This window comes from Algibacter lectus, from assembly GCF_900112395.1.
Lineage (GTDB): Bacteria > Bacteroidota > Bacteroidia > Flavobacteriales > Flavobacteriaceae > Algibacter > Algibacter lectus.
Genome location: NZ_FOLN01000001.1, coordinates 291669 through 318590, shown reverse-complemented (window position 1 = coordinate 318590; position 26922 = coordinate 291669). Strand labels below are relative to the sequence as shown.

Sequence of the window (26922 nt, the reverse complement as noted above, 5' to 3'; positions counted from 1 at the left end):
TTTTTAATACCCTTTCAGAAAGTAGTTTTATTGAAAAGAAGCCATGATAAACCAAAAAGCAAAAATGTGGTGACTATAACTTCTATTAAACCATTCTTGATTTTTCGGTGTCTATCTTGGCTATCAATTTTTAAATTGAATTTAGGAAGCGTTTCGTAGTCCTTACTTGTTATTTCTTTGTTCAAAAACAGTTTATCAACATAAAAGTGGGTAATATCCTTGTGAAAGCTCTCAATTGATTGGTAAAAGGATTGAAAAATTTCAGAATCTGATTCAACAATTTCATTAAGAACTCCTTGCGTATTTACTGCTGGGTTTGCCCATCGAAATAGGGAAATCTTCTTTTGCCTTAGTCTAATTTGGGTAAAGTAGTCCGACACTTCTTTTCTATGGTGGTCATCATTAAGTGCCGTAAAAGCAGCATAGGCTTTGGCCATAGTATTTATGTGAAGAAGTGAATCTGCTTCCTTTAAATCATTACGACTCTGCAAATATTCAAGAATTACTGCCTTGGCCTCCTCCAAGTCCTCTTCGTTTTCAAGACTTCTTCTTCTGGTAACATCGGCTAGTGAAGTATTGTCTATAGGATACACAATATTTGCATATACATTCAACACGGCTGGTAGAACAATTAGAAAAAGAAGCCATAGGCTAGCAGCACTAATTGCGGTTAAAGAAGAATTTTTTTTAAGACTGATTAAGAAGAACATCAAAGCAAACCAAAAACTGAGATAACATAAAACGGCTAATATCCATAAGGAGACGGCCAAAATATCCCCTTCTGAAGAAACAAAAAAACCAATTGAAGACAAAAGAATTCCCAATCCGACAATCAAGGCATAATAAAAAGCAATTCTAATCAAGAGTATTTTTCTTAGCCCTATGGTTTGCAACCTAAGTAGGGGCAGCATGCCATTTTCTTTTTCTTCCGCATATAATCCATAAGTAAAGGCTATAATAAGCAAGGGAAACAAGTAAATAAGTACAAAGGAAATATCAAAATTTCCAACATAGAGTTTTAGGGGATTGGCCAACTCACTTTGAAATAACTGGTAGTAAAGACTCGTTCCAGTCAATTTGTAATAATAAGGTTCTATATCTCTTTGTCCTAAAGACATGTGAGACAGACCATGAGGGGGTAAGATGGCATGATACTCATGTCGATACCATGCATAAGCGGGATTTGAAGCTATATCGAATAGTTGTTTCTCCTTGACAGACGTATGGTCGCTATTAAAACTATTTTTATAGTGTTCAAATTTATTTTTCTCAATATGTTCGACATTCTTGATGGTCTTATGTTGTTCCATTATTTTGGAATGTCCATAATAGATGGCGTACATACCCAATAAAAAAATAGTGGCCAACATGACCATTTGAAAAGTATTTCTAATAATGGAAATACCTTCGCGTTGCCATAATAATAAAATCAATTTCATATTAATTTATTTTTGGATGAAGAAGGAATTAGGATGAACATTATCAAAACCCAAAAAGACAATGAAGCAAGTTCCATCCAATAGTATTTGAAGATCATGGTCACTTTAGGTGTTAAGTATTTGAAGTCCGATATGGTTTCCCATAAGTTCCTTCCTGCTTTATATTCATAAAATTCCCCATACCGTGAGTTCTTCGCCATATCATTGTTCATGGTACGTATGAGATGACGGCGATAGGTGTTGGTCTTTTCTTGAAAATCATTGAAACTATACCAATCAGTTGCTGCAAATGCCATGGAAAGATTTCTTACAGCTATATAAGGCGCAACAAAACCCATTAAGCTTCCAGCTTTGTTTTGACGCTCGAATTTTTTGTAAAGGGCTGCATCATGAAAATCATGCACTTTATTGGCATATTCTTCTCCTTCCTGCATCTGTATTCCTCCAAAATTCAAAGGCAATTGATTAAGAGAATCGACCCCATACTGTTGTAAATAATCTTCTTTTAGTCTTGCCATTCTTTTTTCCTTGGTCTCATTAGTATTCATTCCATTTTCAATATCATGTTGTATACCTTCCTTATATGTTTTCATGGATGGCAAGGGTTGTAAGGTTTCGCCAAGATTGGCAGAAGTCTTTGGTATAATGATTCCAGTTGCAATCCAGAATATCAATAAGGTCAAAAGAGCGTTTCTTGCACTCGAAGACTTAAGGGATATCCAAACTGAAAAATTAGTAAAAGCCCACAAATACCCAACGTAAACACAAAAGAGAAGTAAGATACGTAACCCCATATCATTTATCACAGCACTAGTTTTTTCAATGACTCCCACTATATATAAACCCGTAAAGAACGGAACCATTATGGAAAATACAATTAAGGAATAAGCCAAGACCTTACCCAAATAAATAGACCTTATGGAAACTCCTTGACTGACCAATAATTTCAGGGTTCCTGTTTCCTTTTCCTTAGTAAAAGTTTGAAAAGTGATGAATATGATAAGTAGAGGTAATAACAATTGAAGTACTAAGGCAGCACTTAATTCCCCGAAACGAATCATATTGCCGTAGCCTTGTACCGGCCTGAACATAAATTCATGTGGATAGTGTGCTTCTAAGTAAACAGATGTTCCAGTATAGGTGTCCAATCCAAAATCAAAAAGACTGAGAAGTGTCTTCGGTTTAAAAACATAAGTACCATAGTGTGCGGCAATATGAGGATGTTTATTTCCTTGATCTAACCATTCGGCTCTTCTTTCTTTTTGAGCTGTTTCTACCATGACCTTTTGCTGTTTGTAAGCAATATGCCCAGCATAGAGTGCAAACCCTAGTAGAATTATAATTATGGCAAATAAAATTTTTAAGGCGTTTTGTCTTGCCATACCTTTAAGTTCCTTTCCTGCAATTAAAAAGACTTGACGTTTCATACTATGTGTGCATATGTCTTAAATATTTTTGTTCTAAATCGTGAAAAGAAACTTGATCAGAATCCATCTTATCCACTAAGACACCTTCTTTCATGATTCCTATATGTGTTCCTGTATCCTTAGCTCGGAAAAGGTCGTGGGTAGCCATTAAAGTGGCTACTTTTTGTTCTTTCATTTCGAGTAAAAGTTCGGAGAATTCATTACTCGCTTTGGGATCTAATCCAGATGTAGGTTCATCCAGAAGCAATATTTTAGCCCCTTTTGCCCTTGCCAAGGCAATACCCACTTTTTGTCGCATTCCTTTAGAGTAACTACTCACCCTTTTTAGGACAAAATCCTTTTGCAAGCCCGATTGTATTAATAAAGATTCCAATTCTTCCTTATCTTGATTACCTCCTTGAAGGCCACAAAAAAATCGAAGGTTTTCAAGACCGGTCATGTTTTGGTACAATTGTAGATTTTCAGGAATATAAGATAGCCATTGTTTTGTTTTCTGAGGATTCTTTTCCACATCCAAACCATTGACGAAAGCTTTTCCCGAAGTGGGTTCTATAAAGTTCAAAAACAAGTTGATGGTCGTTGATTTTCCAGCCCCGTTTGCTCCGAGCAGGCAAAAAATATCGCCAGCTCGGATGTTAAGATTCAGGGTGTCTAATGCGGTAAAATCACCATACTTTTTTGTAAGGTCTTTGGCTTCTAGCATAGTATTAAGAATTATGGATTCAAATCTTCCAAACCAGTTATATACCCTCCCGAGGAAATAAATAATTTACTTGATGTGTTTGAGGTGGTATCAAAGCTGAATACAGCATTTTCATCATTGGTAGCGGTTGTAAACAGTAGTTTTTGATCTGTATAAGGAAGAATTATCATTCTACGGGATCCATAGGTTGTGGGAAGGCCAGGAACCGCTCCTAAACTCGTCTGGTTCTCTATGTCAACCTCAAAATATGTAAACTGAGGTTCTCCAGTCTGGAACTCAAAAAAATCGTTCTCATCCTCTACCTTCGCAGTAAAAGATTGACCGTTTGGCATTTGATAGATTCCATAACACACATTGCCTGTAGCATCTTCCATATCCATAAAATAATCCGGATCAAAAGAAGTCTGTCCATTTGGTATTTTCAGTAGGCCGCTAGGACTGTTACCACCATTCAAGGTAGTCCCCAAACCTTGCACATAAATATCACCATTAGATGTTTTAATCATTCCCGCATTTGCAGCCTGACCACCGAACACCATTCCAGTTCTATGGTCAGCGATTACTTTGTCTACTGTTTTATTATTCAAATCGATTACCGCAACATAGGCCGAGTCGTTTACGGGAACAAAGTTATTTTCGTAGTGTACGCCCATGAATAGTTTATCATCACGCTCCATCATATCTAAATAATAGGTTCGGGTGGCTTCGGAAAATCGGCTAGTTACAGTCGTTAATGAGACTTCATCAGTAATGCGCATTGTAGTTGGATTAAAAATGATGAGTTTAGAAATACCGCCTGCAACAGAACCATAGGCTATGGTTTCACTTTCAAAATAAATGGTAGAAAAGGTATTTGCTCCAGGTACTACAATTCGTTCTTCTTCAACAGTATCTCCATCATCGTTGAATGAATGTTTTACAAGGGTGGCGGGTGCGCCAAAAGGTGATGTATACAATGCGCCATTGTAGGAAACTGCACCTGCATTTCCTGTCAATTCTGCCGCATTTTCGTTTCCTATGGTTGAAAAATCTAAGTCCGTTACACCTTGAATGTATGAAGTTTGGTTAGGCCATGCTCCACTTACCATTGTAAGACCAAAATTTATTACTACTGGATCGGTTCCGTTTTCTGGAGTAGGACTATCATCATCGCTGCACCCTGTTGCTGCAAAGATTAAGAAGGTAGAAAATGTTAATGCTGTGATTTTTTTAAAAAATTGTTTTTTCATTTTTTCTAGTGTATTTGATGTTAATATTTAATTAATAAAAGTTCTAATGGTTATGTAAAAAGCCCGCCCTGGGCGTTGAACGCTAAAGTTGTCAAATACTTTTTCGTTAAGCATATTTGTAACCTCTGCGGTAATAGCCCATCGGTTTTTAGGATGAGAAAAAGTAGCTCCCATATTTTGAATAAATTGAGATGGGACTACGTTTTTGAAGTCCTTATTTCCGTCCACTGCCCAAAAGAGATAAAATTCATTGACGTAATTTGCCGACCACCAAGCCGAAATGTTGTTTTTTGTGTTTAGGAATTTGCCTTTGTGATAACGTATTTCCCCGTTCCCAAAAAAATAAGGGATATTGGGAAGTCTTGCATTGAAATAGCGATCATCTACAGCTCCCGTAATGTTTTTGGGTGAACGGTTTCTCAAATCTTGATAGGTAGCATTTGCTTTTATATCTAGAAAATTGAATGGGCGATAGCGTATTTCCGTATCCACGCCAAGAGTGCGTGATTTTAATAGATTTTGGTATTGGGCATAAAACTGTGAGGTTCGTAACCAGATAACATTATCCGTATCGCGGTAAAAAAGATTAGTGTCCCAATTGAATTTTTGTGTACTCAGTTGAAAACCCAAATTAAAATTGTGACTTTGTTCCGGTTCCAAGAATGGGTTAGGTCTTACCAATGTAAAATCTCCAAAGAGTTCAATTTCATCAGGAAGTCTAGTCGCATATTCATAGGAAGATTTTAATAGAAAAGAGTTTGTAATACGATAACGAAGCGACTGGAGAAAACCAAAATTGGAAGCTTCTTGTTGGTTGGGAACAAATTCAAGATTTTGTATAGCGTATCCATCGGCATTCAACCAAAAATGCTTGACGGCCGTATAGCTTGTTAAATCTTGTGAAAAACTATGCTCATAGGAAAGTCCCGTAGCATTCTTAAAAAGGCGGGTCGGATTAGCGAAAAAGTCTTCTCCGTAAAATTCGGCAGCAATAGGATCTTCGCCCATCCTTCTGAACCAAGCGGTAAAAAGGTTCAAAGTAAATTTTCCTTTCTCCCAGGGATGGTAGTTTATGTTAATCCGATTCAAGACATTTTGAGAGGTAAGCTCTAAAAGATTGCGAGAGGTGGAAATCTCTCCGCCATCCGTGCGTCTATCAAATATCTTACCATCCCAAGTGTAGGCATTTAGTGTCGTATCTATAAAATGACCTCGAGTACGATTGTAGGCACTGTACCATTTTATATCCGTTTTCTTTATAACCTTCTTTTTTTCATATTCTAAAGAAGCGCCTAGAGTTGATTCATCATAGGTTACCTCTCCATAGGGTTGAGCCATGATAGCATTGTGCTGAACATCATCTTTAAGACCTGAATAACGTGCGCTAAAAACTAAACGATCGGCATAATCTTTGTCATAAACTCCTGTGTAAATATTAACGAGATAGTTAGAAAATTTATCATGAAAACGCTTTACAGTGGCCGGAATTGGGTTTCCGAATTCATCAGGGATTTCAACATCTACCTTATAATTGTTATCGGAATGGTTAAAAAAGGAATGTAGTCCGAAAATCCAGTGAGTGTCAGGGTTTACCAATTGCGTGTTTAGATTCACTTTATGGCTATTGAATGATCCCCCGGAATAGGAAACATCTAAGTAGTCTGAATAAGATTTTCGGGTTATGATATTTATACCTCCCCCAAGGGCATCTGCTCCTAAATCAACCGGCACAACGCCTTTGTAGACCTCGATTTGTTCTATTAGGTTTGCTGGTAATACGTTTAATCCTAGTCCAGAACCAAAATAAGAGAGTGGAATCCCATCCAAAAAAAAGGGAATAGATTTTCCAGTCATTCCGTTCACATAAATTTCGGCATTACTGCCAAAACCACCTGTTTGACGAACATTTACCCCGGAAATTTGTTTTACGATATCACTGGTATTTGTATTTCTATCACGGAAGTTCTCCGTTTGCAATACCGATACATTGGCTGTACTTTCTCTTAGCCGTTGGGTTTTTGATTTTCCCACGAGCGTTACTTCGTCAAGTTGGTTTTGTTGGGGTTTTAAGCTAATATTGATTTGAATCTTAGGTTTTTTTATTGAAATATCAATAGTGTGATAATTCGTTTCGAAACCTATATAGGAAACCTCCAGGTTATATTTTCCATCGGAAAGTTTATCGAAACTGAAAGAACCCTTTTCATCAGTAATGGTTCTTTTATTTAGTTCAATTATTTGAATATGGGCTCCAAGTAAAGGTGCTTCTTGATCGTCTGTTATTGTTCCTAAGACTTTCCCGTTTTGGGAATAAACCAAGCTACTTGTAAATAAGGTTAAAAACAACGGACATACGATTTTCATAACGCGTCTGATACTTAGCTTCTTTATGGCGTATGTATGCTTTACTTTATATTGATTTTTGGCCATTATAGTCTAGTTTGTTTTATAAGTCCCTGTTCCTCCATTTCCTTTAATACCTCTTTTTCTTTTTCGGATAGGCTATTTTTACTGAGCAACCCATCTGATTTATCCCATAGATCTTTGGCTTCGGGGGAAAGCCAATAGGCTTCATCATTATCCTTTTCCATAAGGCAATCCAATCCGTTTTTTTTACTTATGGATAGTATTTCGTGATTTTTTACTAGATAAATGGGTTCTTCTTCTGTTAGGGTTACTGTTTCCCGTTCCTCGTTGTAGAGTAAAAAGACCTTTTCTTCAGAAATTGAAATAGGCTTGGTATCTTTTGGGTTCATTTCAAAAGCTTCCATTTCGCTTTCCATATGCCCATTTAAATCAATAGAACATCTCACTATTTTTACCGGAGTCCGTTCTTCTGAGTGGTTACGGATTACAGCAGTTCTGTCTTTTCCTTTTCCTGTTACAGTGACAAGAGAAATTTTTTCTACCCAAAAGTGATCGTCAAGGCGAGTCTTGGAATATTTTACATTTCCATTATTATGAACTTCTGAGATTAGAGAGTATTTGCCTAATGGTGCATCATGAGGAATGGTATAAGTGAAATAATAATGGCGACCAGCCTGAATATTGGTCAAAATCTCAACTAGCTTTTCTCGTTTACAAGGTCCTTCAAGATAATCTGCCAAGACCAAGAGCGGAATATTTTTGTTCAAATATTTTAGCTTTTGAAGCGACTCCTTCTTACTTTTCTTTTGATCAGGAAAAGCGATAACATGCTCTTCAAAGAGCATAGTAATATTATTCTTGGGGTCTTTTATTCCTATTTTTACCAATGGATATAGGTGAGCACCATCTAAATGTGATGTGTTGAAATTCCAATGTATAGTTACTGTTTTGCCAGGGATGGTTCTTTTAGGGAAAATGCTCATTCTTATTTTCTCAATTTTTTAATATTTTCTTTACTGTATTTTTCTGGATATACTTTGAACCATTTTTCAACCGTTTCCGCTCCAAAATAATCGTAAGTAGTGGACAAGAGGAATTCTAGTTTTTTGAGATACTTTTTTCTGGCCTTGTCGGGATTGATTCGTATATCCTCTTTCCTTTGATTTTTTTCCGCTTTTGTAGCGGGAAGGTGGTGAAAGTAGGGGGTGTTAAAATATTTCACACTGAATTTATGGTAGAGAGGAGTAAATAAAATTAGGTTGTGCCACATCTCGTCTACTATTAATAGATCATCAGGAATGAAAATCCCTGGGATTTGACTTATGTGCAAAAACTTCAGGGTCTCCAAAAGGATATCTTGGGCTTCGGTTTGTGGTACATCGTACATATCCATAAACCTTGATATAACATTCTCATCTGTAAAGGATAAGAGTTTTGCCAATTGATTTTCAATAATTTGGTTCATATTCTGGGTAGTTTTTACTGTTTTGTATTATGTTTTAAATAGCGGTAGGATTTAATCCTACCGCTATTATTCTGAAACTATAAGGTGCTAGAGCAGTGCCCGCAATTGCTGCAATGCGTGCTTCCGCTAGGTTGCTTTGCCTTATTAGCCAGAATTTCTGAAATCATAGATTCCTTAGTTTTCATAACTATTGTGTTTAAAAGTTATACCTACTCTATCTACAAGGTTTTCGGTTTCCCCTTTCGTTGCAACATTTTTAAGTATGTAAAAACATTTATTTATAGGATATAGGACATGCGTGCCTATTATGTATAGGCATCTAAAACTTTCAAAAAACGTTTAGTTCATTGAGAAAATTTAAACGAGATCCATAGGGATTCTTTGAATGTCCATATTTGATTACTATCTTATTTTGCGTTTATCGTCGTAAAAGCAAATTAGATTGTCCAAATAAAAATTGAAGTATGGGAAGAGCTTTGAAATTCACATCCTCTTTCTCTTATTTATAGAGTAAAGACAAGTTGCAAATCCCTCATTTACATTATGCGTGCTCATTTAGAGTCAAAATTCTAAATGCGACTTGTTGAGTTTGAAAACTCTTTAACGGACTAAAATGTAATTGGAACTCTTATAATAAAAAAGGAGGAGGACGAGAAAATAATTGATCTGTAGCAATAGTGCACGAGATAATAAAATTGTAGTTCTTAATTATCTCTCTCTGAACAATTGGCTCCGTGTTTTCAATTTTAAAATCTTGTAAATTCGGAGTAATTGCTGGAGTTAAGTTATTCGCAGTGGTATGGTCACAAATAACACAATGTGGAGCATGATCTTTATCGTCTATATGTAACAAGGCATGAATCCCTGCCATTTTCATTGTAAGAAAAAGGACAAGGAGTGAATAAGTAATACTATTCTTAATGCGACTTGTTTTCATTAATGGTTAAAATTATCAAATAAAATTAATAATGGATTTAATTAATGTGTTAAAGAAATCCTAAAAAAAAGAACTAATGCCTGTGATTGATTTTAGCCCGCATTAATGTCCAATTTAAATAATGTGCTAGAGACACTATAAAGGCACCTATTACTGTATTGACAATTTCCCATAATTCCGTTAAGTTAAGTCTGCCCAGTGCAATAAATGCAAATCCCAATGCGGCATATAGCAAAGGTTTTACTTGATGATGGACTTTTTTATAACTCGGCCAAAGAGATGTGAGAACAAAGACAATACCAAAACTTATAAATGTCAATTCAATATACGGGTTCTTTAAAAAATGTAAACTGTTCAAGGAGAAAAATGAAAATACTACGGGTATAACCGCACAATGTACGGCGCAAATTATTGCACTAGAAAGAGCAACGAGGTCAATGGTATTATTTTTAATTTTATTGTTTTCCATAAGGTTATTTTTTGTAAAACTGATTAATAGAGTAGGTAAAGTCATTGACGGATGAGGTGTTTTTCTTATTTGATTATTTTTTATAGTCATTAAAATTATTTTAAATGCGAATATGTCGCATTAGTATATTTCGCAAATATATTATTTTTTTATATTATTGCAAATAAATCGCAACAATTTATTGCGAACAAATCGCATTAGAAAATGAAAAGGAGAAATACGCCTACAAAGGAAGCTGTTTTAGCTGTTTTTGCAAGTACTGATAAAGCAATGAGCCAAGATGTGATTGAGCAGAAAATAAACATTGATATAAATAGAGCTACTATCTACCGTGTTTTAAATCGCTTTTGTGATGATGGAATTTTACATAAGGTTGTTGCTGAAGATGGGAAACAATATTTTGCTTTATGTAAAAAATGCAATGAAAATGAAAAGCCATTACACCATTTTCACTTTAGGTGTATAAAATGTGAAACTATAGAATGTCTTCCTTCTGAAGTTAGTTTTTCAATTCCTGATGCATATTTGATTGAAAATGTAAATTGTGTTTTAACGGGGAGATGCCAAGAATGTTCTTGATATTGGGATCCATGAGATATTAAAAGGGTTTTATTCTTCCTGATAGTTTTCTGGAGTCATGTTAATTTGTTGGTATATTGCTTGTAATACAACTAAAAGACAAAGAGTAAAAAGAATAAAAAAGCAGAAAGTGAACTAATTCTACAACTGAAAAGATTAAATATTTAGTTACAAACACTACAATTGGATTCCCCTATAAGCTTACCATTTTTATCAAAATAGAATTTGCAGCATATTGTTAATTTTTGCTTTAGAATATCTTTTGCACGCCTGACTCTCGCTTTAACATTAGCAAGACTAATATCTAACTCTTGAGCTACTTCAAGCGATTTTTTACTTTCAAAATATATCTTCTCAATAACTACTTTGTATTTTTCTGGAAGTTCATTTATAAATCTATTAAAACAACATAAATTATCATTTTTTACTTGTGGAAGTATTGGATTATTTTCTAAAGAATAGTTTTTAGAAATAGTTTCGTTTTGATTATAAAAATTTACAATTTCATTTCTTACTATCTGAAAAACCCAAGATTTTACTTTGGATACTTGTTTTAAGCTTTTGAGGTTGATATGTATCTTTACGAAGGAATTTTGAACTATTTCATTTGCAGAATCTTTGTTTTTTACTCTTTTTAAGATAAAAAAGAATATTTCAGTATTGTATTCATTCCAGATAGTGTGTGTCTTTAATTCCATTCTTACTTATAATCTATAACATATCAACCTTTTTAGCTTTAACAGCAAGTACATTTTGTACAATTACATTTCTCACAAGGGCAATTATTTTGTGAGCAATTTATACAATTACATGCTATACATTCGCAATTTGTGCAAGTACATTTTTTTGTTTTATCCATCTTGATATTTTTAGAGTTGTTAAGTAGACTGATACTGTGTAAAAAGGATACATTTTTTTTATCACTTTTTTTAATATTGTTGATTTTTTATATAGAGGACTTGCAACAAAAAAGTGGACAATTAGATAAGAGTCATGCCGCTACATCAAGATTAAACATTTCTATTTCAAATTCTTTTATTGTTTTGTACTCCAAAGTGGAGTGTGTTCCTTTTCTGTTATACCAAGTTTCTATCCCTTGAAAGATGGATAACTCGACTTCTGATTTAAGTTTATCATAGTGCTACAATTTGGTTCAAATTGTTGTCTTTTGGGCTAATAAATCGTATTTTGCTATTCAGAAAGCTTAAAACGCTCTCGTTAGTGTCTTAATTGATGTCCTATTTGGAAAATTGAGATATAAAATACTGGAATAGAGAGGGATATGGATAGAGTTTTAACTCTGCCACCCTGACGAACCTAGAAATAGATCACAACAAAACACTGTTAATCGTATGATTAACAGTGTTTTTTGTTTTTACACATTTTTTTTGATGCCAAATAAAACCATATAAAAGGTGTGCAATATTTCACTGAAATTGTATTAATTTTATGGAGCTTTGAAGTATGATTTGACTTTTGTCTTTACAAATCATTGTTTAATCAAAATCACTTAAAATGAGGGTAGTAAGCATCTTTTCTATTGCTTTTTTTTACTAAAAAATCAAGAAGTAACCCCAATGAACTTTCCATCTATGTCCGTATCACGGTAAAAGGAAAACGAGCAGAAATCAGTCTAAAAAGGTGTGTAAATTCAACGCAATGGGATTCCACCAAAAATAAAGGTAGAGAAAACACGGACAAAATAAGAGTTGTAATAAGTGAGGATATAAATAATTTGTTGAAACGGTTTGAGCAAAAGAGAAGTAAAGCTATAGGGAATTGTTGAGCAATAGCATGTGGCATTGTTGAACTGGAAACAAGCATTTCACCATCATCATTTTTTTTATAGTTTTTTTAACTCTCTAAAGAGCAAATTGAACTGAAGGGAGATTTCGTAAACAAGCGCCTAACTTTTTTTGTGTTAAACGGCTATAAGGTTCATTAATCTAATTTTTCGTACTTAATCTGCATCTGAGGAACCGCCGATGTGTTATTGATAACAAGGATATTCTCTTCTTATTCAAATTCTACAGTTTTTTTATCCGTAGTGTTTATATTTGGGTAAAATGACAATTGATTATCTTCCTGTAAGAAGAAACCTTTTATGTCTTCATCTATTTTCAATTTAGTAAGATTATATATGTACGCCCAACTTCTTGGATTTACATCATCAGCAAGCAGTATTTGAAAAAAGTGTAAGAGTATCTCCAGAGAAAATAGATTCCCAATTTGTTGCCCGAATATTTAGTTCTATCTCTTTCTATCTTTTTAAATAACCGTATTCTGGATCGGTTATTAGTATGTGGTCGTTATTAGTGTTTTCTAAAGAACAAGAAAACACTATAGTAGCAACAGATAATAGTGCGATAAAATAAATTTCATATTTTTCGTAATTGTATTTATTAAATAAGATGCAAATTCTTCTATTTAGTTGCGTCCATTTAAAGTGTTTTTGTGAATCCTGAAAAGGTAAATTTTAGAATGAAGTATGTATACTTAAAACTTATTCTGTAACAATAAAATAATAAGTTTCAGGGGTGTCTTTATAAAAATTAGTGATATTTATATTTTCCGAGTAATAAGGTGTATCTGAGTTAAAATTGACAGAATTAAAACTTATGTAATACTCACTTTCTTCAGCCAGAATAATTCCCATCTGAGATTTATAAATATTTATACTGGTATTTAACTCAGCAACATCAACATGGATGGTTTCATTTGGTGAGTAGAAAAGTCCTTGTTTAATATAAGCTCCTTCATACAAATCGGAAAAAGTTGAGGATTTTCGAAAGTCGGGATTATAAAAAAACTTTTTAGAGTTTGTGGTTTCGTTTATATCAAGTTTGTTATCGTAGCCATCTTCAACAAGATATTTACTATGCTTACATTAAAAAAATGGTATCTCCTATTTGATTTATACCCCCTAAAATATTCGATCAACGACATTAAATATTTTTACAATATAACCAGTTTTTCAATTTTTTCAACTTTTTTGTTCAACAAATTTGAACGTACCGTGAGCTTATAGATATAAACACCTTTTCCTATTTTATCTCCAAAATCATCTCTCCCATCCCAAACAATGTCCCTAGATAGTGAACTTGTTGTTTTTATACCACCCGTTGTTACCCCATTGATTGTTCTAATCAATTTTCCTGAAACTGTGAATATCTGTATAGAAATGTCTAAAGGTTCTGAACTATTGTGATTGAACCAAAATTCTGTATAATTTACAAAAGGGTTTGGATAATTAAGCACATTATTTATAACTAATTCTTGATCTTCATCAAATACTATAAACTGAATTTCTGAAATTGAAGAATTATTATATACATCCCAGGCTTTTAAAGTTAAGGTATGCAACCCTGGCTCTAAATCCCTAAACGGAAAACTCACGACTCCTTTTTTATAATCGTCTACTTCTGTTTGATAATAATCATTAAGAACTACCGGGTTCGTTTCATCACCATCTATTATAGCAACAATATCGTGTCCTATACCACTTGCTGTATTAATCCCGTTAGCATCTTCCATTTTAGCTAATAGTCTTGGCGACTCATTTGTTATACCTCCCGACACAAAGTTCTCATTATTCATATAAAGTGTAATAACAGGACCTATATTATCTTCTTCTGCATTTTCATTTGACCCTCCTATTTTAACTGTATTAATGCTTGCACCGGCCTTATCTTGGGATAATGCTTCATTGTTTGAATAAAAACTTACTTTCCCAAATCCTATAGGAATACCAATATCTTTTGGAACCACAAAATCAAACTCGAATTGACCGTCTTTAACCGATGCCTGACCTCTAAATATAATTTTTCCAAGTGTTTCAAAGTCTAATATTATTGTTTCTCCATTTAGCTGCGTCCCATCATTTGCAAGCGTTTGCCTATCAATAAACTTATCATAAATTGTTGTTGATAATGTTCCATTGTAATTCGTTATTAAATTTCCAGAAACATCAACTACTTCACCTGCTAATTTTACATAACTTAATGCTTTTAATGTATCTGTAGCCTGAGTAATAGGCACATCATTAATTTCGGTTAATCTTATGTTTGGTTCAGGAAAAGCTAATTTCATAGCCGGGTCCCCTATAAAGAACACTAAATACTTTTGAGCATCTCCGGAAACGGCAGTATCGTTTTTCGCCAACCTTAATGCTTCTGCCATTGAAGGGTATTCGTAATCCTCATATGTATCATTATCACCATAAGAGAACAAATATTGACCTAAATTATTATTAAAAGTAATTCCGAAATTAACAAATACCTGCCTGGTCGTTGTAATTAAGCCAATAGCTCCTGCTTCCTCATTCCAATAGGTAAATTCGCCTGCTGTTTCTCTAAACGGATTATCAAACTTGGTATACTCGCATGTTACGGTTACAAAGCAATTTAATTTACAAAAATTACGAAAGTCTTCAACATCCGTTTTTAAAAGAATACGCTCTTGAGCTAGACCTTCTTCTCCGCCATGTCCAAAATAATTTACAACCAAAGCGCCATTATTAATAGCATTTGCAATCTCAGTTGTTACTTTTGGATATCTATCACCTCCTGCCGATGTTTCTTGTTGAAATGCATCGGAATGTATTTTTACAACATTTATAAATGGCTTTTCCTGGGTAACTAAATTACCAACATTATCGGTTGTTTCTTGTAATGTCCATTCCCAATCTTCGTCAACATCATCCGAAATAACTACAAAATTATTACGCCAACCCCCAAATGCTTCCTTAGCGTAATATGATTCTACTTTATCTACCATTTCTTTAGCTCGTAATGGTGTATCTGCTAAAATTCTACCTACAGCAATGTCTAACATATCACTTGTTTCCATGGTGCCTTCATCAGTATCCATCATACCATAAAAATCATCAGAAACAAAAGAACTGGTAAGACTAAAACTATTATCAGAATACCAAGATGGAACTATATTTGTATTGTTTGGAATTCTATCTTTATAATCAAAAGAGCCATCTCCAAATAAACATACATACTTTATTCTGTTTTCTGGTGTACTTGCATTATCATAAACATATTTAACCAGGTTTCTAATAGCTCCAATATCTTGATTACCTGAACTAAATTCATTGTAAATTTCATCTAACGCGAACACCTTAACATTTAAATTATTTTGCACCCTGTTTATTTCTGCTAAGCGTTCTGCTTCACTAAACATATTATTAGGAGTAATTATAATGTAATCTACATCTTGAAACCCTCCTTCGCTATTTTGAAAAACGGTTCCTTTTATATTCTGGTTATCGATAGTTGTTTCAGAATCTATTATTGGTTCAAAATGATCCAACGGTGTTACAGCTATATACGTTTTTAAACTACCTAGAACAGATGTAAAACTAAGACTTGAAACTGCTTCTGTATTTACATAGTTAGAAACATTATATATATCGGTTACATCCCATATTTCTGAAACCTGCGATGCATTTGTCATATTATATTGTCCTATTCCAGAGGTTGAAGCAACCATACTATTTTTAAATTGAAATTGTTCACCAGAAAAATTTAATGAACGCGTAGCTTCTATGGCTATATAATCCAAATACCCCTGAGCACTTGGGTTTCCCTGATTATTAAAATTAAGTCCTACTTCAATTTTAGAGTTGCTAATATTAACATTACCAATAAACGAGGCTTCACTTGCTAAACTACTACCTGTTACACCACTCATATTTAGTGTTGTCACGATGGTTCCGTTTATAGTGACTCCTATGGTACTCGCTGTTGTAGATGCGGCAGCAGTATAAACCCTTAGATTTATAGGTTCTGATGTTACTAAATCTGGAAAATTAAATTCAAAAGTTTGATTGTTATCGATATCAAATTTTTCGCCAAACCAACGTCTTCCTCGTAAAGCAATATTATCTTCGTCGAACTCATGAAACTTATAATCTTCAAATGTATCAATAATTAAATTTGCTGCACCAGTAGTAGGTTGCGTAAATGGCTGAATCCGTTTTCCTAAACCGCTACTTACGTTTATATAATAATATGTTTTATCTGTATAACAATTTATATTCGTATTAGCCTCTGCTTGATATTCTTTTGGACCTTGGGCATAAAACAGGATATAATCTTCATTATCAAAATCACCATCTTCTTCTCCTATAAATTTTATAGCGTTCTCCGGAACATCGAAAGGATATGCTACATCATTAGAATAGGGAATCATACGCCCTCCATGTCCATATAACTTTATGTTTCTAGGGTCTACAGTATTTACGTTCACTCCTAATCGTTGTAAAAAACTTTTAGATAGCTTAAATACACCTGTAGTATCAACATAAAAACGATACCATTCTCCTGAGCTTAATACCGAATTACTAATAACTTTAGATGTTGTAAAACCTTTATTAAATGAAGAGATTTTATTAGCAGTAGCTCCATTTTCATAGTTTAGTTGAAATGAGATAACCTTTTTGTAATTACCTTTTGAGTCTTTAATAATTGGTGAGAGTTTAAAAAACGCATACTGTTTATCTCTTGCTTCAGAATTTTTCAAACTAAACTCTAATTTATTTGGAATTTTATTTAAATCTAAATCTTTTAAATTGAATTTAGATATAGGAGCATAAACAACATTATCAATAAGTACAGAAGACTCGTTTATTGATTGATTTGTTTGCCACTGATCAACAAACTGTATACTTTCTTCAAAATCATAACTCAAATTTTCATTATTAAAAGAAGGTATTTCTATTGTATAACTCTCAGCAGAAAGAACTTTTGAGTCTCCCCAGGCAATCGTGTATTTTTTTTGTTGCCCAAATAGAGTTATTGAGCAAGAAAATAAAAATAAAAATAAAATTTTCTCTTTCATCGTTAAAACAACGCAGTTAAAATCATGCTATTATTAAAATTGTTTTAAATGTTTTTTTATTCTTTTAAATAAAAAAAATGCCCTAGCTTAGCTTGAGAGTCAAGGACATTTTTGTTTGTTATTAATAGCAAGCTTGACACCTCATACTATTCTACTATCTATAGCAACCTTAAGTGTTGCTTGATAGATCCTAACAAATGAAATTAATTGCAACCTGGACTATTTCCATTTGGGCAATAAATGCATTCATGGATAGCTATTACCTCTCCTTCTGTGTTTATTTGAACGGTAAAGTCTCTGTAAGGATCTCTAAACCATAAATTCTGACCATTAAAAGGATTTTCTCCGCTTGAATCTGCGTATACTATTTCGTTTAAAACAAGTTCATACACCCCCGTAAAATAATGGTAAAGATATGTTGCTCCCAAATCTTCATTACAAGGTTGGGTTGATGTAGTACCTCCATAAAAATTCGTAAATCTTAGAGTAAGTGAGCTTTGTTTTTCCGTTGTTTCTGTTGTCTCTTTTTTGTTTTTCAACTTTTCAAGATCGAATTTAGCAAAACCACTTGTAATGCTTAAAAAGAATAGAAAAGTGAACAGTAATTGTTTCATAATGATGTAGTTTTAATTATTATTTAAACAAAACCTCTCGAATTTCGAGGGGTTTAAATTATAGTAAAGTCTATTTTTAATTATATGTGTTTACAGATAAGCTAAAACACATGCTTTTAAACTTGTCATTCATTCTTGATTACATTGTGAAATTAAATCGTACATAACTCTTAAAGTCAGCTATAACATTGATACGTCTTATATGTATTTCTGTATCTGCATAGCCTCTATTTTCACTAACTAATAATAAATAGTTTTCATCCTTTTCATTTTTGTATATATTTAATCATTAAGTTCTAAAGTATATTGTTAATACGAATTACCCAATAAAATGTGCGGAAACCCCTCAAAAAAGGGATGAATACCTATTAATAAGGTTTTGTTTAATTTGCTCTTTTTATTTTTATAATATCAAGTTCAAGCTTATCATTAACATACCAGCCATTTTCATTAGGGTTAATAATCTCTCTGTTCGAAATTATCTTCCATTCCCCCAAAAAGCACCTGATTGTTTGAATCAGGTGACTCGGAATTTTGACCATCGAGAAAAATGGAAGAGGAAGAGGGTAACGTACTAGCGCAGCGTTACATTTTTCATTTACTCCGTAAAGCCCCTGTTTATGGGTGTTTTGAGTTTTTGTGTGTTTTGAATCAATATAATAAATTGTCACAAAAGCTTTGGAATACCCGATAAACATTAAAAAATATTGTCACAATAGACTGTAAAAAATAACTCAGATGGATGATTTTAAAACAGTACGAGTAAAAAAGAAAACATTGATAAAGTTTAAGAGCTTTTCAAAAAAGGTCTCCAATAGCTATTCCAAAACTTTAGATATGGTGATGCACTTTTTTGAGTGGCACGGTTTTTTGCGTTCAGACCGTTTTGGGAAGAGCATGGTAGAAGAAATCGTAAAGAACCGAAAACGCACCAATGCTACCATAGCTATCATGAAGGATATTGAAAAGAGTCAGACCCTACCAATTATGGCTATGTTGCATTCTCTATTTGAACAGAATTCTAGAGAACAGGAAAATGGTAGTGACTTTGACGATAGTGATTTTGATGATAGTTTTGATTTTATTGAAAAGAAATTTCTTAATGGAAACCCAGAGGAAGAATGGTTAGAAGAAACTACAATACCTAAAATTCGCTATGAACGTTTGGAGATAAAAATGGATTTTATAAAAAATGATTTTAACTATGTACTGGATAATGTAAAGGTTGTAAAAAGCAGCTTTGGGAAGAACCGTTTAAGATTGGAACTTAATAAAGCAAAAATCGGAAAAATCAAACGGACATTGAAAAACCTTTAGATTATGTATTTAGTTTCATGACCCTGTTCTAAATTTTAAACGATTCTCAGAGCTTAAGGGATATTTTTTATATAATATGGAATTATAGCTATCAAATGGCGAAAACTTATAAATTACTAAAAAAGACATTTGTACTATAATGTTCTGCGTTATGTAACTTGAGCTTTGGTTAATAGCGAAAGTTGTTAATATCTCTCAGTTTTTTTCTTTCTTATTTTTTTCTTCAGAAAAGTTAATGGAGCACTTATTATGCGAACTGACTTATCTCTTGAGGAAAATAAAGCCTTCTTAAATAGTCAAAAATTAATTATAAAATCAACCTTAAAAAGTTTAGCGAATATTAGTGAAGAGAAAGATAGTTTGTTGCTATATTTTAAAAAACACTTTAAGAAATAAAGATATCCTATTAAAATCACTTTCAAAAGATTTAATAGCGGATGATAGAGCATTGTCTGAAACTGAAGTAGTTCAAAAAAATCAGTTACAACAAGTAGTTGAAAATCTAATACAGTTTGAACTACAATTAAAGAAACTAAAGGAAGAGCTAATTAACTTAGCTAATAAACATCATAATATAGATATAAAATTAAATGATCTAGAGAAATCAAATGATGAAAAAAAATTAAAAGCTTTTGAATCAAACTATAAAGGTCTACTTTATTCATTTCGATATGATAGTAATGAAATGTATCAAATTTCAATAAACAGAAAAGAACCATTTAAATATTTTCCTGTATATAAAAGAGGCCAAAATGATACTAACCCTTAATCTATAAGAATAAATTCTTTTGCATCTGATTTTGTTAGAAATATTTGGGCTAACACATTAGCTTTACGAAATTATGGCACAACCATTCTGAGCTAATTCTGTTCGATGAGTCTGGACCACACAGAACTAAATTAAGTAGTTTAATAGCTTTCTTTGAGTAAGTTTCAAAAGGGAGAAATAAACAAACAATAATTTTTACTTCAATTGATAAACCGTTAGATAATGATGAAAATGAAAAAAATTATTTGGATGAAATAATTAAAGATTTAGAAGAAGGACCTTTTCATTTAATTTTTTTTTGGTAAAGAAGAAGTAATTAAATCACTTAAAGAAAAATAAACATAGAATGTCTGAATTTAATAAATAGTGTCTTTGATTATTTAGTTATATTAAATAAATTCGCCCCAAACCAAAGGATGCTTGCTAGCCTCCGTACTTTTATTAGTTACAGACTTATAAGTAGACCATTGCGGACGTTTATTTGGCCACATAGCCTTTCTGTTTAGTCCGCTATCGGCCATTTTATTAAATAGAGCAGGAGAGAGGAACATAAAATCTTTCTGTTTGATATTAACACCTTTTCTGTAAGCGCCTAGTCTAAAATAATTGACATCATCCCCTTTGTCCATATCTACTACAAAAGATAAATGCTTGGTAATATCTTTTAAATCTGTATTCTTGGATATAGGCGAGAGCGAATCGCAATAAGATGGAGCGTTGAATGTACCTGCGATAATAACGTTGGTTTTACCTTGGCTTATTAGGTTGTTGTAAACTTCAGTGATTTTGAAGATTTGATTTTTTCTAATACTATCAGACTCATCATGGTCTTTGGTGCGTTTTTGTAAATAGGTATTTAACAACCAAATTTTTTCTTTCGATGGCGTAGTGATTTCGTACTCTATAAGACTTTTGCCATCGTCATTAATTTCCGTATTTATGTTATGAGTTCTTACGGCCTCTAGAATGTAGTCTTTTCTTAGAAGTATTCCCATTTCTAAACTTGTCATATCATTACCTTGGATAACAAAGGAATATTCGAATGGTTTACAGTTAAATTGAGGTAGAATAAGTTGATTAAAATCTTCTAAAGATGCTCTGTCTTCAATTTCTTGTAATAAGAGAATATCTGGGTTTACATCGGCTATAACTTGGGCTTTATGTTTTGTAGCATCGGGTTGAATTGGGATGGTTTGAAGTTCTATCCAACCGTTCCAATTTGTGAGATCACCGGCTTTGTTTTCAATGGAATGACTGATTCCTTTCATATACAAAAAGCCTGCTTTTCTGCGTAAAACGGCATAGGGTCTAGGACTGGATTTTTCGAAACCAATTAAAAATGATAATTCCCGAATACGATCTTGTTGGCTTAGTGTTTTTGAAGGTTGAAGCATGAGCGTGTCTAGTTCTGTTATCCAATCTGTAAATACTTTGCCAACCGGTTTTTCTAAAAGGCTTTTATCTCTATGGAATAAGTTCTGGATGTTGAATGTTGCTATTTTCATTGTAGTTAAGTGTATTTTGTTTCCATGAAACTGGAAATCGGTTATTTTCGTTTATCGTTAGCATTTTTATCAAATGCTATAAGGTTGAATAGTTGTCGCATTCTACTTCTTACTCGGTTGCCATATAAATCTTCTAGTTCCTGGGCGTTTAAATTTGTAGTAGCATGTGTTTTTATGGCATGGTTTAAAAGTAACTCGTGACGTGATAGTATTATTTCGCCCATGGTATTGCAGTCTTTCCCAAAGTATCTACCCATGGGTTCTACGCCCAAATCGTCGAAGCAAAAAAACTGAGTGTTACCATAATCTTCTATTATTTTATATCCAACATGATTAAAGCCAAACACAATATTCCGACAAGGAATAACAATGTATGGGCGTTGTAAGGGAACAATAAACTTTAAAAGCCTCATTAGACTTGTTTTTCCACAGCCTACAGGTCCCGAAAGTAAAATGCCTTTGTTGGGATCTATACCGTTGCGCTCACAGTTTTCGTAATCTTTAATGATATAATTACATAGTTTTAAAATGACTTCATGGTCTTCCTCATAGATTTTAAAGTGTTTTCCAAAGAGCAGCTTACCTTTGGCGTTGAGGTAAACAAGGATTTTTTTGAAATTATAGTTTACAGACGTTCCGTTGAATGTCCCTATTGAGAATTCAACGCCACCTTCGGTTATTTTAGAGGGGTTGGTCATAATTCTTTATTTTACTGGTTTTAAGGTTGTCTTTGTTTTGAGACAGTTGGTTTATATGTTTTGGAGTTTTTAATATCCAATTACTAGCGCTTGCTTGCCAATCCACTATTTTTATTTTACCACCAATTTTCCATCCAATGGATTGATAGTGGTTATAAAATTTTTCAGCTTCTAATTTTGGCCATTTTTTGTCTATAAAAAAATTAATAACTTCAATTTTGTTTTTTGGAAGCTCTTGTTTATTATAGTTTTCTATTTGTTTAGTACTGTTTGTATTAGATACTAAGGCTTGTTCTACGCTAGTTTTAAACTCGTTTATTACCTGTTTACTAGTTGTCTCTAAATTGAGCATCTTTATTTCGCTGCCTTTATATGGGTTATGGGAAGGCATATATTTGATGAAATTCCAGTCATTTAGCTTTGTTATGCATCTGTGGTAAGTTGCTTTAGAACCAATTTTAGAAAGCTTCATTACCTCTTGTCTGTTTATGTAAAAACTTTCCGGGAATTTATAAATATTCCAGAAATAGAAAAGTGCCATGTATAAACTTATATGAGTTGGGTTTAACCTAGAATCGTCATGAAATTTTTGAAAACACGCATTGAGATGTTTTATATAGTTCATACATTTTATTGGGTTATGTGAGATACTCTATTTGCGTGCAGTACTTTTTGGATTTCTTCTGTCTCGTAAAAGATAATTCCACCCATTTTAGTATATGGTATTGTGCCATTGGTTCGAAGGTTTTGTAGTGTACCAGGACTAATTTTTAAGAGTTTCATAACTTCAGAAGATTTTAAGTATTTCTTTAGACTCCCATTGTTATTTTTAAGAAGTAGTTTTTTTATATCTTCAATAAGTTCTATTTTGAAATCTCGAAGATCGTCTGTTGTGATAATGCTTGTAGCCATAATAAATTGATTTAAGTGAATTTTTTATGAAAGTCACATGCCATTTAATTAACTATGGTACTGTTTGACTTTCATTTCACAAAATTGATGAGGTTTGCTTTATTTTTATCACTATTTAATCGTAGTCCGGGGGAATTTTAACATCTTGAAGATTGATGCTATTTAAGTAGGTTTGAAGTCGGGATTTCTGAATACTGCTTGAGAAATTGTTGAATAATAAGTATGAGAATATAGTGCAGGAGGTTTACCGGACTACGAGATTATTCGTCCATTTTATTCATGTGTGTTATAAGCCCTGTTGAGAGATCGTCCAAAAATTTAGTACGACTGTTTTTGCGTGCTTTAATCTCAGAAAATGTTTTATAGAAATTGCCTAATTCAAAATGGAAGAGGTTTTGTAAAGAGTCGGCTATTTCTTTTAAATCACTATTTCCATTATTTATAACGCGGTTGCAATACAAAGCGTAGATGAGCTCTGTTAAAGCTGTTTTGTTTGCTGTCCACTTTAAATCATTTTGATCATTATTGAAATTGTTGAGTTTGTTCAATCTATTTTGAAGGTAATTAATCAATAATTTATAAGCTTTGTATTTACCTAAGAGCATATCTCGAGCAGTGCAGAAATCAGGATCTTGAAAATAGAATTTTGTTGATGTTATAGGTATGTTATCTAAATAATTTCGGGTATAATATTGCACATCGAAATGAGATTGTTGTGATTCCATATAATGCCCAAAATCTATATTATATAAAAAGAAGCGATTTAGCTTTTTAAGCTTATGCGTTATATGTTTTTTTTGAGCCTCTTTGTTGGCTTTAGGAAATTGAATTTCAAAAGAACGTATTTCTGTGTAATAAATAAGATGGGTGAGTGGTATTTGTTTTACTTGTTTAAAGAATTGAATTTCTTCATGTTCTGTGCTAAAACCTTTTTTGATTATTTGTTTTTTAAAAGTATATAGAAGATCTCTGCAGAGTATTATTGATTTATTAGAAACGGCAATAGGTCCATGGTCGCTATTTTTAATATCTCCAAGACTATTTAAGAAAGTATCAGTTTTCAATTTAAAATCCATTGTTTCCTTTTATATGAAATAGGAGTAACAGACGTTTAGATTACTTAGTTGTAATCTTTAATCTAGGAGAGAAATAATGGTTTGGTTAGTAAAGTTCTATATAGAACTTTTATGGAGTTCCTATTTCCGTGATGGCAAATATAATCTATGAATTTAATTTTCTCTTTTTTAACTGTGTATATTTTGCGTATTTGAAATGTGAATTTACTACGCACATATTGAAACAGGTGATGTTTAGTTTACTTCTTAAATTTTTTGATAAAATCCTTTCGGCTAGCGCAATTTGATTTTATGTAAATATTAGAAGCATGTTTTCTAACGGTTCCATAAGCTATAAACATATTTTGGGCTATTTGTTTATAGCTGTTCTTTTTAATTATTTGCAGAGCTATTTCATTTTCTCTATTTGTGAAGTTGTATTGACGTCCAACATTTAATTTGAGTGTGTGGGTATTTTTTAAGCGGTAGAGATAACTGTTAATTTCCATTGTTGTTACCAGAAAGAAGGCAGCTGATACAACAGGTTGTGTAATGGGTTGAAAATCTCCAAAAAAAGTTAATAAAGGAAGAAGGACAATAGATAGAATAGAGCAAAGCCCTAAATAGGTCTGAATTTTAAAATACCGTTGACGTTTTACTTCTTTCGTGATTACTTTGAGGAAGTATATAAAAAAGATAGAGGATAATAATATAGGTAGTATTAAAAATAAACTGCGTGATGAGTTTAACGAATAAGAAAAGAAATATGGAACTATAAATAAAAGTAAGAAAGAGACCGATAGAATAACCGTTAGATTTTTTACTTGAAAAAAATAATTTGGAGTGATTATGTTGAATTCGTTATATAAATACCATATTAAGTAAATGCACATAAAAATGGAGATGCCATAAGTAATAACATATTGCAGAATTAATGGACCAGGTAGTGAGGTATTAGGCAGCAGTCCGTTAAATACATTATACAAAAGGAAGAGTATAGCTAAATATAAATATCTAAGTTTTTCTTTACTTGGTTTTTGGTTGCTGTAGCAGATATAGAAGACTTGAAATATAATGGTGAACCCTATTAAAATACACGTAAAAAGTACAATCCAATGCATAGATGAAATATATTCATATTGCGGGGTATATTTGTATTTTTGAATAAGTAGGAACATCTAAATTGTTGAAAAATAAAAACTTATGCGTATTTTTAGATGAATTAAAGGTAACAATTATTAATGTGAATTAAAAATAAGAGAGTCATGCTAGCTAATAAATACCCTTTGGGCTATTTTCCAACACCACTGGAAAAGATGAGTAATTTATCTAAAAAATATCAGGACTATCAATTGTTTATTAAAAGAGATGATAATTCTGGTTTAGCATCAGGAGGAAACAAAGTTAGAAAGTTGCAGTATTTTATTTATGAAGCTTTAAACAAAGCATATGATACAATTATAACTGCAGGTGCTCAACAATCGAATCATTGTAGGCAAACTGCAGCCGCATGTGCTAGGGCAGGATTGGCATGTTATTTATTGTTAGGAGGAGAAAAACCAAAAATATTTAATGGTAATTTATTGTTGTCTCACTTGTTAGGGGCGAATATTTATTTTAATGGAGAGAATAGGAAAGGGGAGGATATTGAGAGTCTTAAATTTAAACTAGAAGCAGAAGGGAAGAAAGTTTATGTTGTGCCGTATGGAGGATCAAATTTATTAGGAGCCTACGGTTTTGTTGATGCAGTAAAAGAACTAAAGGAACAATTAACCGAAATGAATTTGAAAATGGATTATATTTTCTTTGCATCAAGTTCTGGAGGAACACAAGCTGGACTTAGGTTAGGGATTGATTTGTTTGAAGTGGATACTAAATTAATGCCAATTAGTATTGATAAAATTGGTTACGAATATAAAACCTTAGCTGAAGCTGTCCTGGAATTATTAAAGGAAGGCCAAAAAAGTTTGAGAATAAAAAAAACATATTCTATTGATGATGCTAGATTGATTCATGGATATGATTCGAAAGGTTATGGAGTTGTAACGTCAAATGAAAAATCAGCTATTAAAGAATTAGCAGAAAATGAAGGGATTTTATTAGATTCTGTTTATTCTGGAAGAGCTTTTTACGGTATGTTAGATCATATAAAAAGTCAGAAAATAGATAAAGGGGCTAATATTTTATTTTGGCATACTGGCGGTTTACCCGCAAATTTTTATTATTCTGAGGAATTAATGTAATAGTTTTATCAATGTAATAAAATTTGAGGTAAATTGATGTTGATTGTATAGTGAGAAAGAAAGTATACCTAATGTTTTAGCTATGTTTTAGCAAAAAAAAAGCCAAGAATAAAATTCTTGGCTTTCCCTTTGTTTACCTGTAGCGAGAATGGGGCACGATCCCATGACCTCCGAGTTATGAATTTTCGTACAAGAAAATTTCATAAAACTAAATAGTTGATTATCAATTATTTAAAAACCACCATATTTTAAATCGTGTTCCAAAACGTGTTCAGTTTTGTGTTCACTATTATTAGTAATATTTTGAACAATAAAATTAGATTTTAAGATTGAAATAGACAAGGT

The 26922-nt window shown here is 32.7% G+C and carries 24 protein-coding genes and 1 pseudogene; 5 read left to right on the top strand and 20 right to left on the bottom strand.

Annotated elements, in window-relative coordinates:
* Positions 1-14: 14 nt before the first annotated feature.
* The 9 genes from BM246_RS01095 to BM246_RS01055 form a co-directional block, all read right to left on the bottom strand.
* Positions 15-1439, bottom strand: coding sequence for a DUF3526 domain-containing protein (locus tag BM246_RS01095; RefSeq protein ID WP_042505571.1), 1425 nt, complete (start codon positions 1437-1439; stop codon positions 15-17).
* Positions 1436-2866 (bottom strand): ABC transporter permease, encoded by a 1431-nt coding sequence (locus BM246_RS01090; protein WP_042505569.1) that lies wholly within the window; start codon positions 2864-2866, stop codon positions 1436-1438. The genes BM246_RS01095 and BM246_RS01090 overlap by 4 nt, the downstream gene beginning before the upstream one ends.
* 1 nt (position 2867) lies before the next feature.
* Complete coding sequence (locus BM246_RS01085) at positions 2868-3569, bottom strand: ABC transporter ATP-binding protein (RefSeq protein WP_042505566.1); 702 nt, start codon at positions 3567-3569, stop codon at positions 2868-2870.
* 11 nt (positions 3570-3580) lie between these two features.
* Positions 3581-4798: a DUF4374 domain-containing protein gene (locus BM246_RS01080; RefSeq protein ID WP_052415437.1), complete on the bottom strand. Its 1218-nt coding sequence runs from the start codon at positions 4796-4798 to the stop codon at positions 3581-3583.
* A gap of 27 nt (positions 4799-4825) precedes the next feature.
* Positions 4826-7228, bottom strand: a complete 2403-nt coding sequence (locus BM246_RS01075; protein WP_231961791.1) for a TonB-dependent receptor — start codon at positions 7226-7228, stop codon at positions 4826-4828.
* On the bottom strand, positions 7228-8148 hold the full coding sequence (locus BM246_RS01070) for a hypothetical protein (RefSeq protein WP_042505556.1): 921 nt from the start codon (positions 8146-8148) through the stop codon (positions 7228-7230). Before BM246_RS01070 ends, BM246_RS01075 begins: the two co-directional genes overlap by 1 nt.
* A gap of 2 nt (positions 8149-8150) precedes the next feature.
* Positions 8151-8630: a glycine-rich domain-containing protein gene (locus BM246_RS01065; protein ID WP_042505554.1), complete on the bottom strand. Its 480-nt coding sequence runs from the start codon at positions 8628-8630 to the stop codon at positions 8151-8153.
* Between the two features lie 628 nt (positions 8631-9258).
* Positions 9259-9501 carry a hypothetical protein gene (locus tag BM246_RS01060; RefSeq protein WP_139221820.1) on the bottom strand — a complete coding sequence of 81 codons (243 nt, stop codon included), beginning with the start codon at positions 9499-9501 and terminating at the stop codon, positions 9259-9261.
* 139 nt (positions 9502-9640) lie between these two features.
* Positions 9641-10036 carry a MerC domain-containing protein gene (locus BM246_RS01055; RefSeq protein WP_175489759.1) on the bottom strand — a complete coding sequence of 132 codons (396 nt, stop codon included), beginning with the start codon at positions 10034-10036 and terminating at the stop codon, positions 9641-9643.
* A gap of 204 nt (positions 10037-10240) precedes the next feature.
* Between BM246_RS01055 and BM246_RS01050 the strand changes: the two genes are divergently transcribed.
* Positions 10241-10615 carry a Fur family transcriptional regulator gene (locus BM246_RS01050; RefSeq protein ID WP_042501296.1) on the top strand — a complete coding sequence of 125 codons (375 nt, stop codon included), beginning with the start codon at positions 10241-10243 and terminating at the stop codon, positions 10613-10615.
* A 164-nt stretch (positions 10616-10779) separates the two neighbouring features.
* Here BM246_RS01050 and BM246_RS01045 read toward each other — a convergent pair whose 3' ends face one another.
* Both BM246_RS01045 and BM246_RS20065 read right to left on the bottom strand, forming a co-directional pair.
* Positions 10780-11313, bottom strand: a complete 534-nt coding sequence (locus BM246_RS01045) for a sigma-70 family RNA polymerase sigma factor (RefSeq protein ID WP_074935435.1) — start codon at positions 11311-11313, stop codon at positions 10780-10782.
* 293 nt (positions 11314-11606) lie between these two features.
* Positions 11607-11756: pseudogene (locus BM246_RS20065) on the bottom strand (IS3-like element ISLbl1 family transposase); the annotation flags it as partial.
* Positions 11757-12155: 399 nt separating this feature from the next.
* Here BM246_RS20065 and BM246_RS01040 point away from each other — a divergent pair.
* Positions 12156-12401, top strand: coding sequence for an Arm DNA-binding domain-containing protein (locus BM246_RS01040; protein ID WP_042505547.1), 246 nt, complete (start codon positions 12156-12158; stop codon positions 12399-12401).
* Between the two features lie 717 nt (positions 12402-13118).
* On the opposite strand, the gene BM246_RS01035 is transcribed toward BM246_RS01040, so the two are convergent.
* From BM246_RS01035 to BM246_RS01025, 3 genes are all read right to left on the bottom strand, one after another.
* On the bottom strand, positions 13119-13379 hold the full coding sequence (locus BM246_RS01035; protein ID WP_042498482.1) for a hypothetical protein: 261 nt from the start codon (positions 13377-13379) through the stop codon (positions 13119-13121).
* A 191-nt stretch (positions 13380-13570) separates the two neighbouring features.
* Entirely contained in the window at positions 13571-17464 is a 3894-nt protein-coding gene (porU, locus tag BM246_RS01030) for a type IX secretion system sortase PorU (RefSeq protein ID WP_042505545.1), read from the bottom strand.
* Between the two features lie 203 nt (positions 17465-17667).
* Complete coding sequence (locus tag BM246_RS01025; RefSeq protein ID WP_042498485.1) at positions 17668-18078, bottom strand: hypothetical protein; 411 nt, start codon at positions 18076-18078, stop codon at positions 17668-17670.
* A gap of 738 nt (positions 18079-18816) precedes the next feature.
* On the opposite strand from BM246_RS01025, the gene BM246_RS01015 reads away from it, so the two are divergent.
* Both BM246_RS01015 and BM246_RS01010 read left to right on the top strand, forming a co-directional pair.
* Entirely contained in the window at positions 18817-19395 is a 579-nt protein-coding gene (locus tag BM246_RS01015) for a BfmA/BtgA family mobilization protein (RefSeq protein ID WP_074935433.1), read from the top strand.
* Positions 19396-19738: 343 nt separating this feature from the next.
* Positions 19739-20164 carry a hypothetical protein gene (locus BM246_RS01010; RefSeq protein ID WP_074935432.1) on the top strand — a complete coding sequence of 142 codons (426 nt, stop codon included), beginning with the start codon at positions 19739-19741 and terminating at the stop codon, positions 20162-20164.
* Positions 20165-20553: 389 nt separating this feature from the next.
* Here the strand turns inward: BM246_RS01010 and BM246_RS01005 are convergent, their stop codons facing one another.
* The 6 genes from BM246_RS01005 to BM246_RS20235 all read right to left on the bottom strand — a co-directional run bounded on the left by BM246_RS01005 (position 20554) and on the right by BM246_RS20235 (position 24843).
* Positions 20554-21669, bottom strand: coding sequence for an exonuclease/endonuclease/phosphatase family protein (locus BM246_RS01005; protein WP_042505536.1), 1116 nt, complete (start codon positions 21667-21669; stop codon positions 20554-20556).
* Between the two features lie 41 nt (positions 21670-21710).
* Positions 21711-22367, bottom strand: coding sequence for a P-loop NTPase family protein (locus tag BM246_RS01000; RefSeq protein WP_074935431.1), 657 nt, complete (start codon positions 22365-22367; stop codon positions 21711-21713).
* Positions 22351-22992: a hypothetical protein gene (locus BM246_RS00995; RefSeq protein WP_074935430.1), complete on the bottom strand. Its 642-nt coding sequence runs from the start codon at positions 22990-22992 to the stop codon at positions 22351-22353. The genes BM246_RS01000 and BM246_RS00995 overlap by 17 nt, the downstream gene beginning before the upstream one ends.
* 5 nt (positions 22993-22997) lie before the next feature.
* Positions 22998-23279: a helix-turn-helix domain-containing protein gene (locus BM246_RS00990; protein ID WP_042498508.1), complete on the bottom strand. Its 282-nt coding sequence runs from the start codon at positions 23277-23279 to the stop codon at positions 22998-23000.
* 260 nt (positions 23280-23539) lie between these two features.
* The gene (locus BM246_RS00985) at positions 23540-24355 is read right to left on the bottom strand and encodes an RteC domain-containing protein (RefSeq protein WP_042498511.1); all 816 of its coding nucleotides are present in this window, start codon (positions 24353-24355) and stop codon (positions 23540-23542) included.
* A gap of 239 nt (positions 24356-24594) precedes the next feature.
* Positions 24595-24843 (bottom strand): response regulator transcription factor, encoded by a 249-nt coding sequence (locus tag BM246_RS20235; protein WP_042498514.1) that lies wholly within the window; start codon positions 24841-24843, stop codon positions 24595-24597.
* 756 nt (positions 24844-25599) lie between these two features.
* On the opposite strand from BM246_RS20235, the gene BM246_RS00975 reads away from it, so the two are divergent.
* Entirely contained in the window at positions 25600-26577 is a 978-nt protein-coding gene (locus tag BM246_RS00975) for a D-cysteine desulfhydrase family protein (protein ID WP_083415664.1), read from the top strand.
* Positions 26578-26922: the final 345 nt, after the last annotated feature.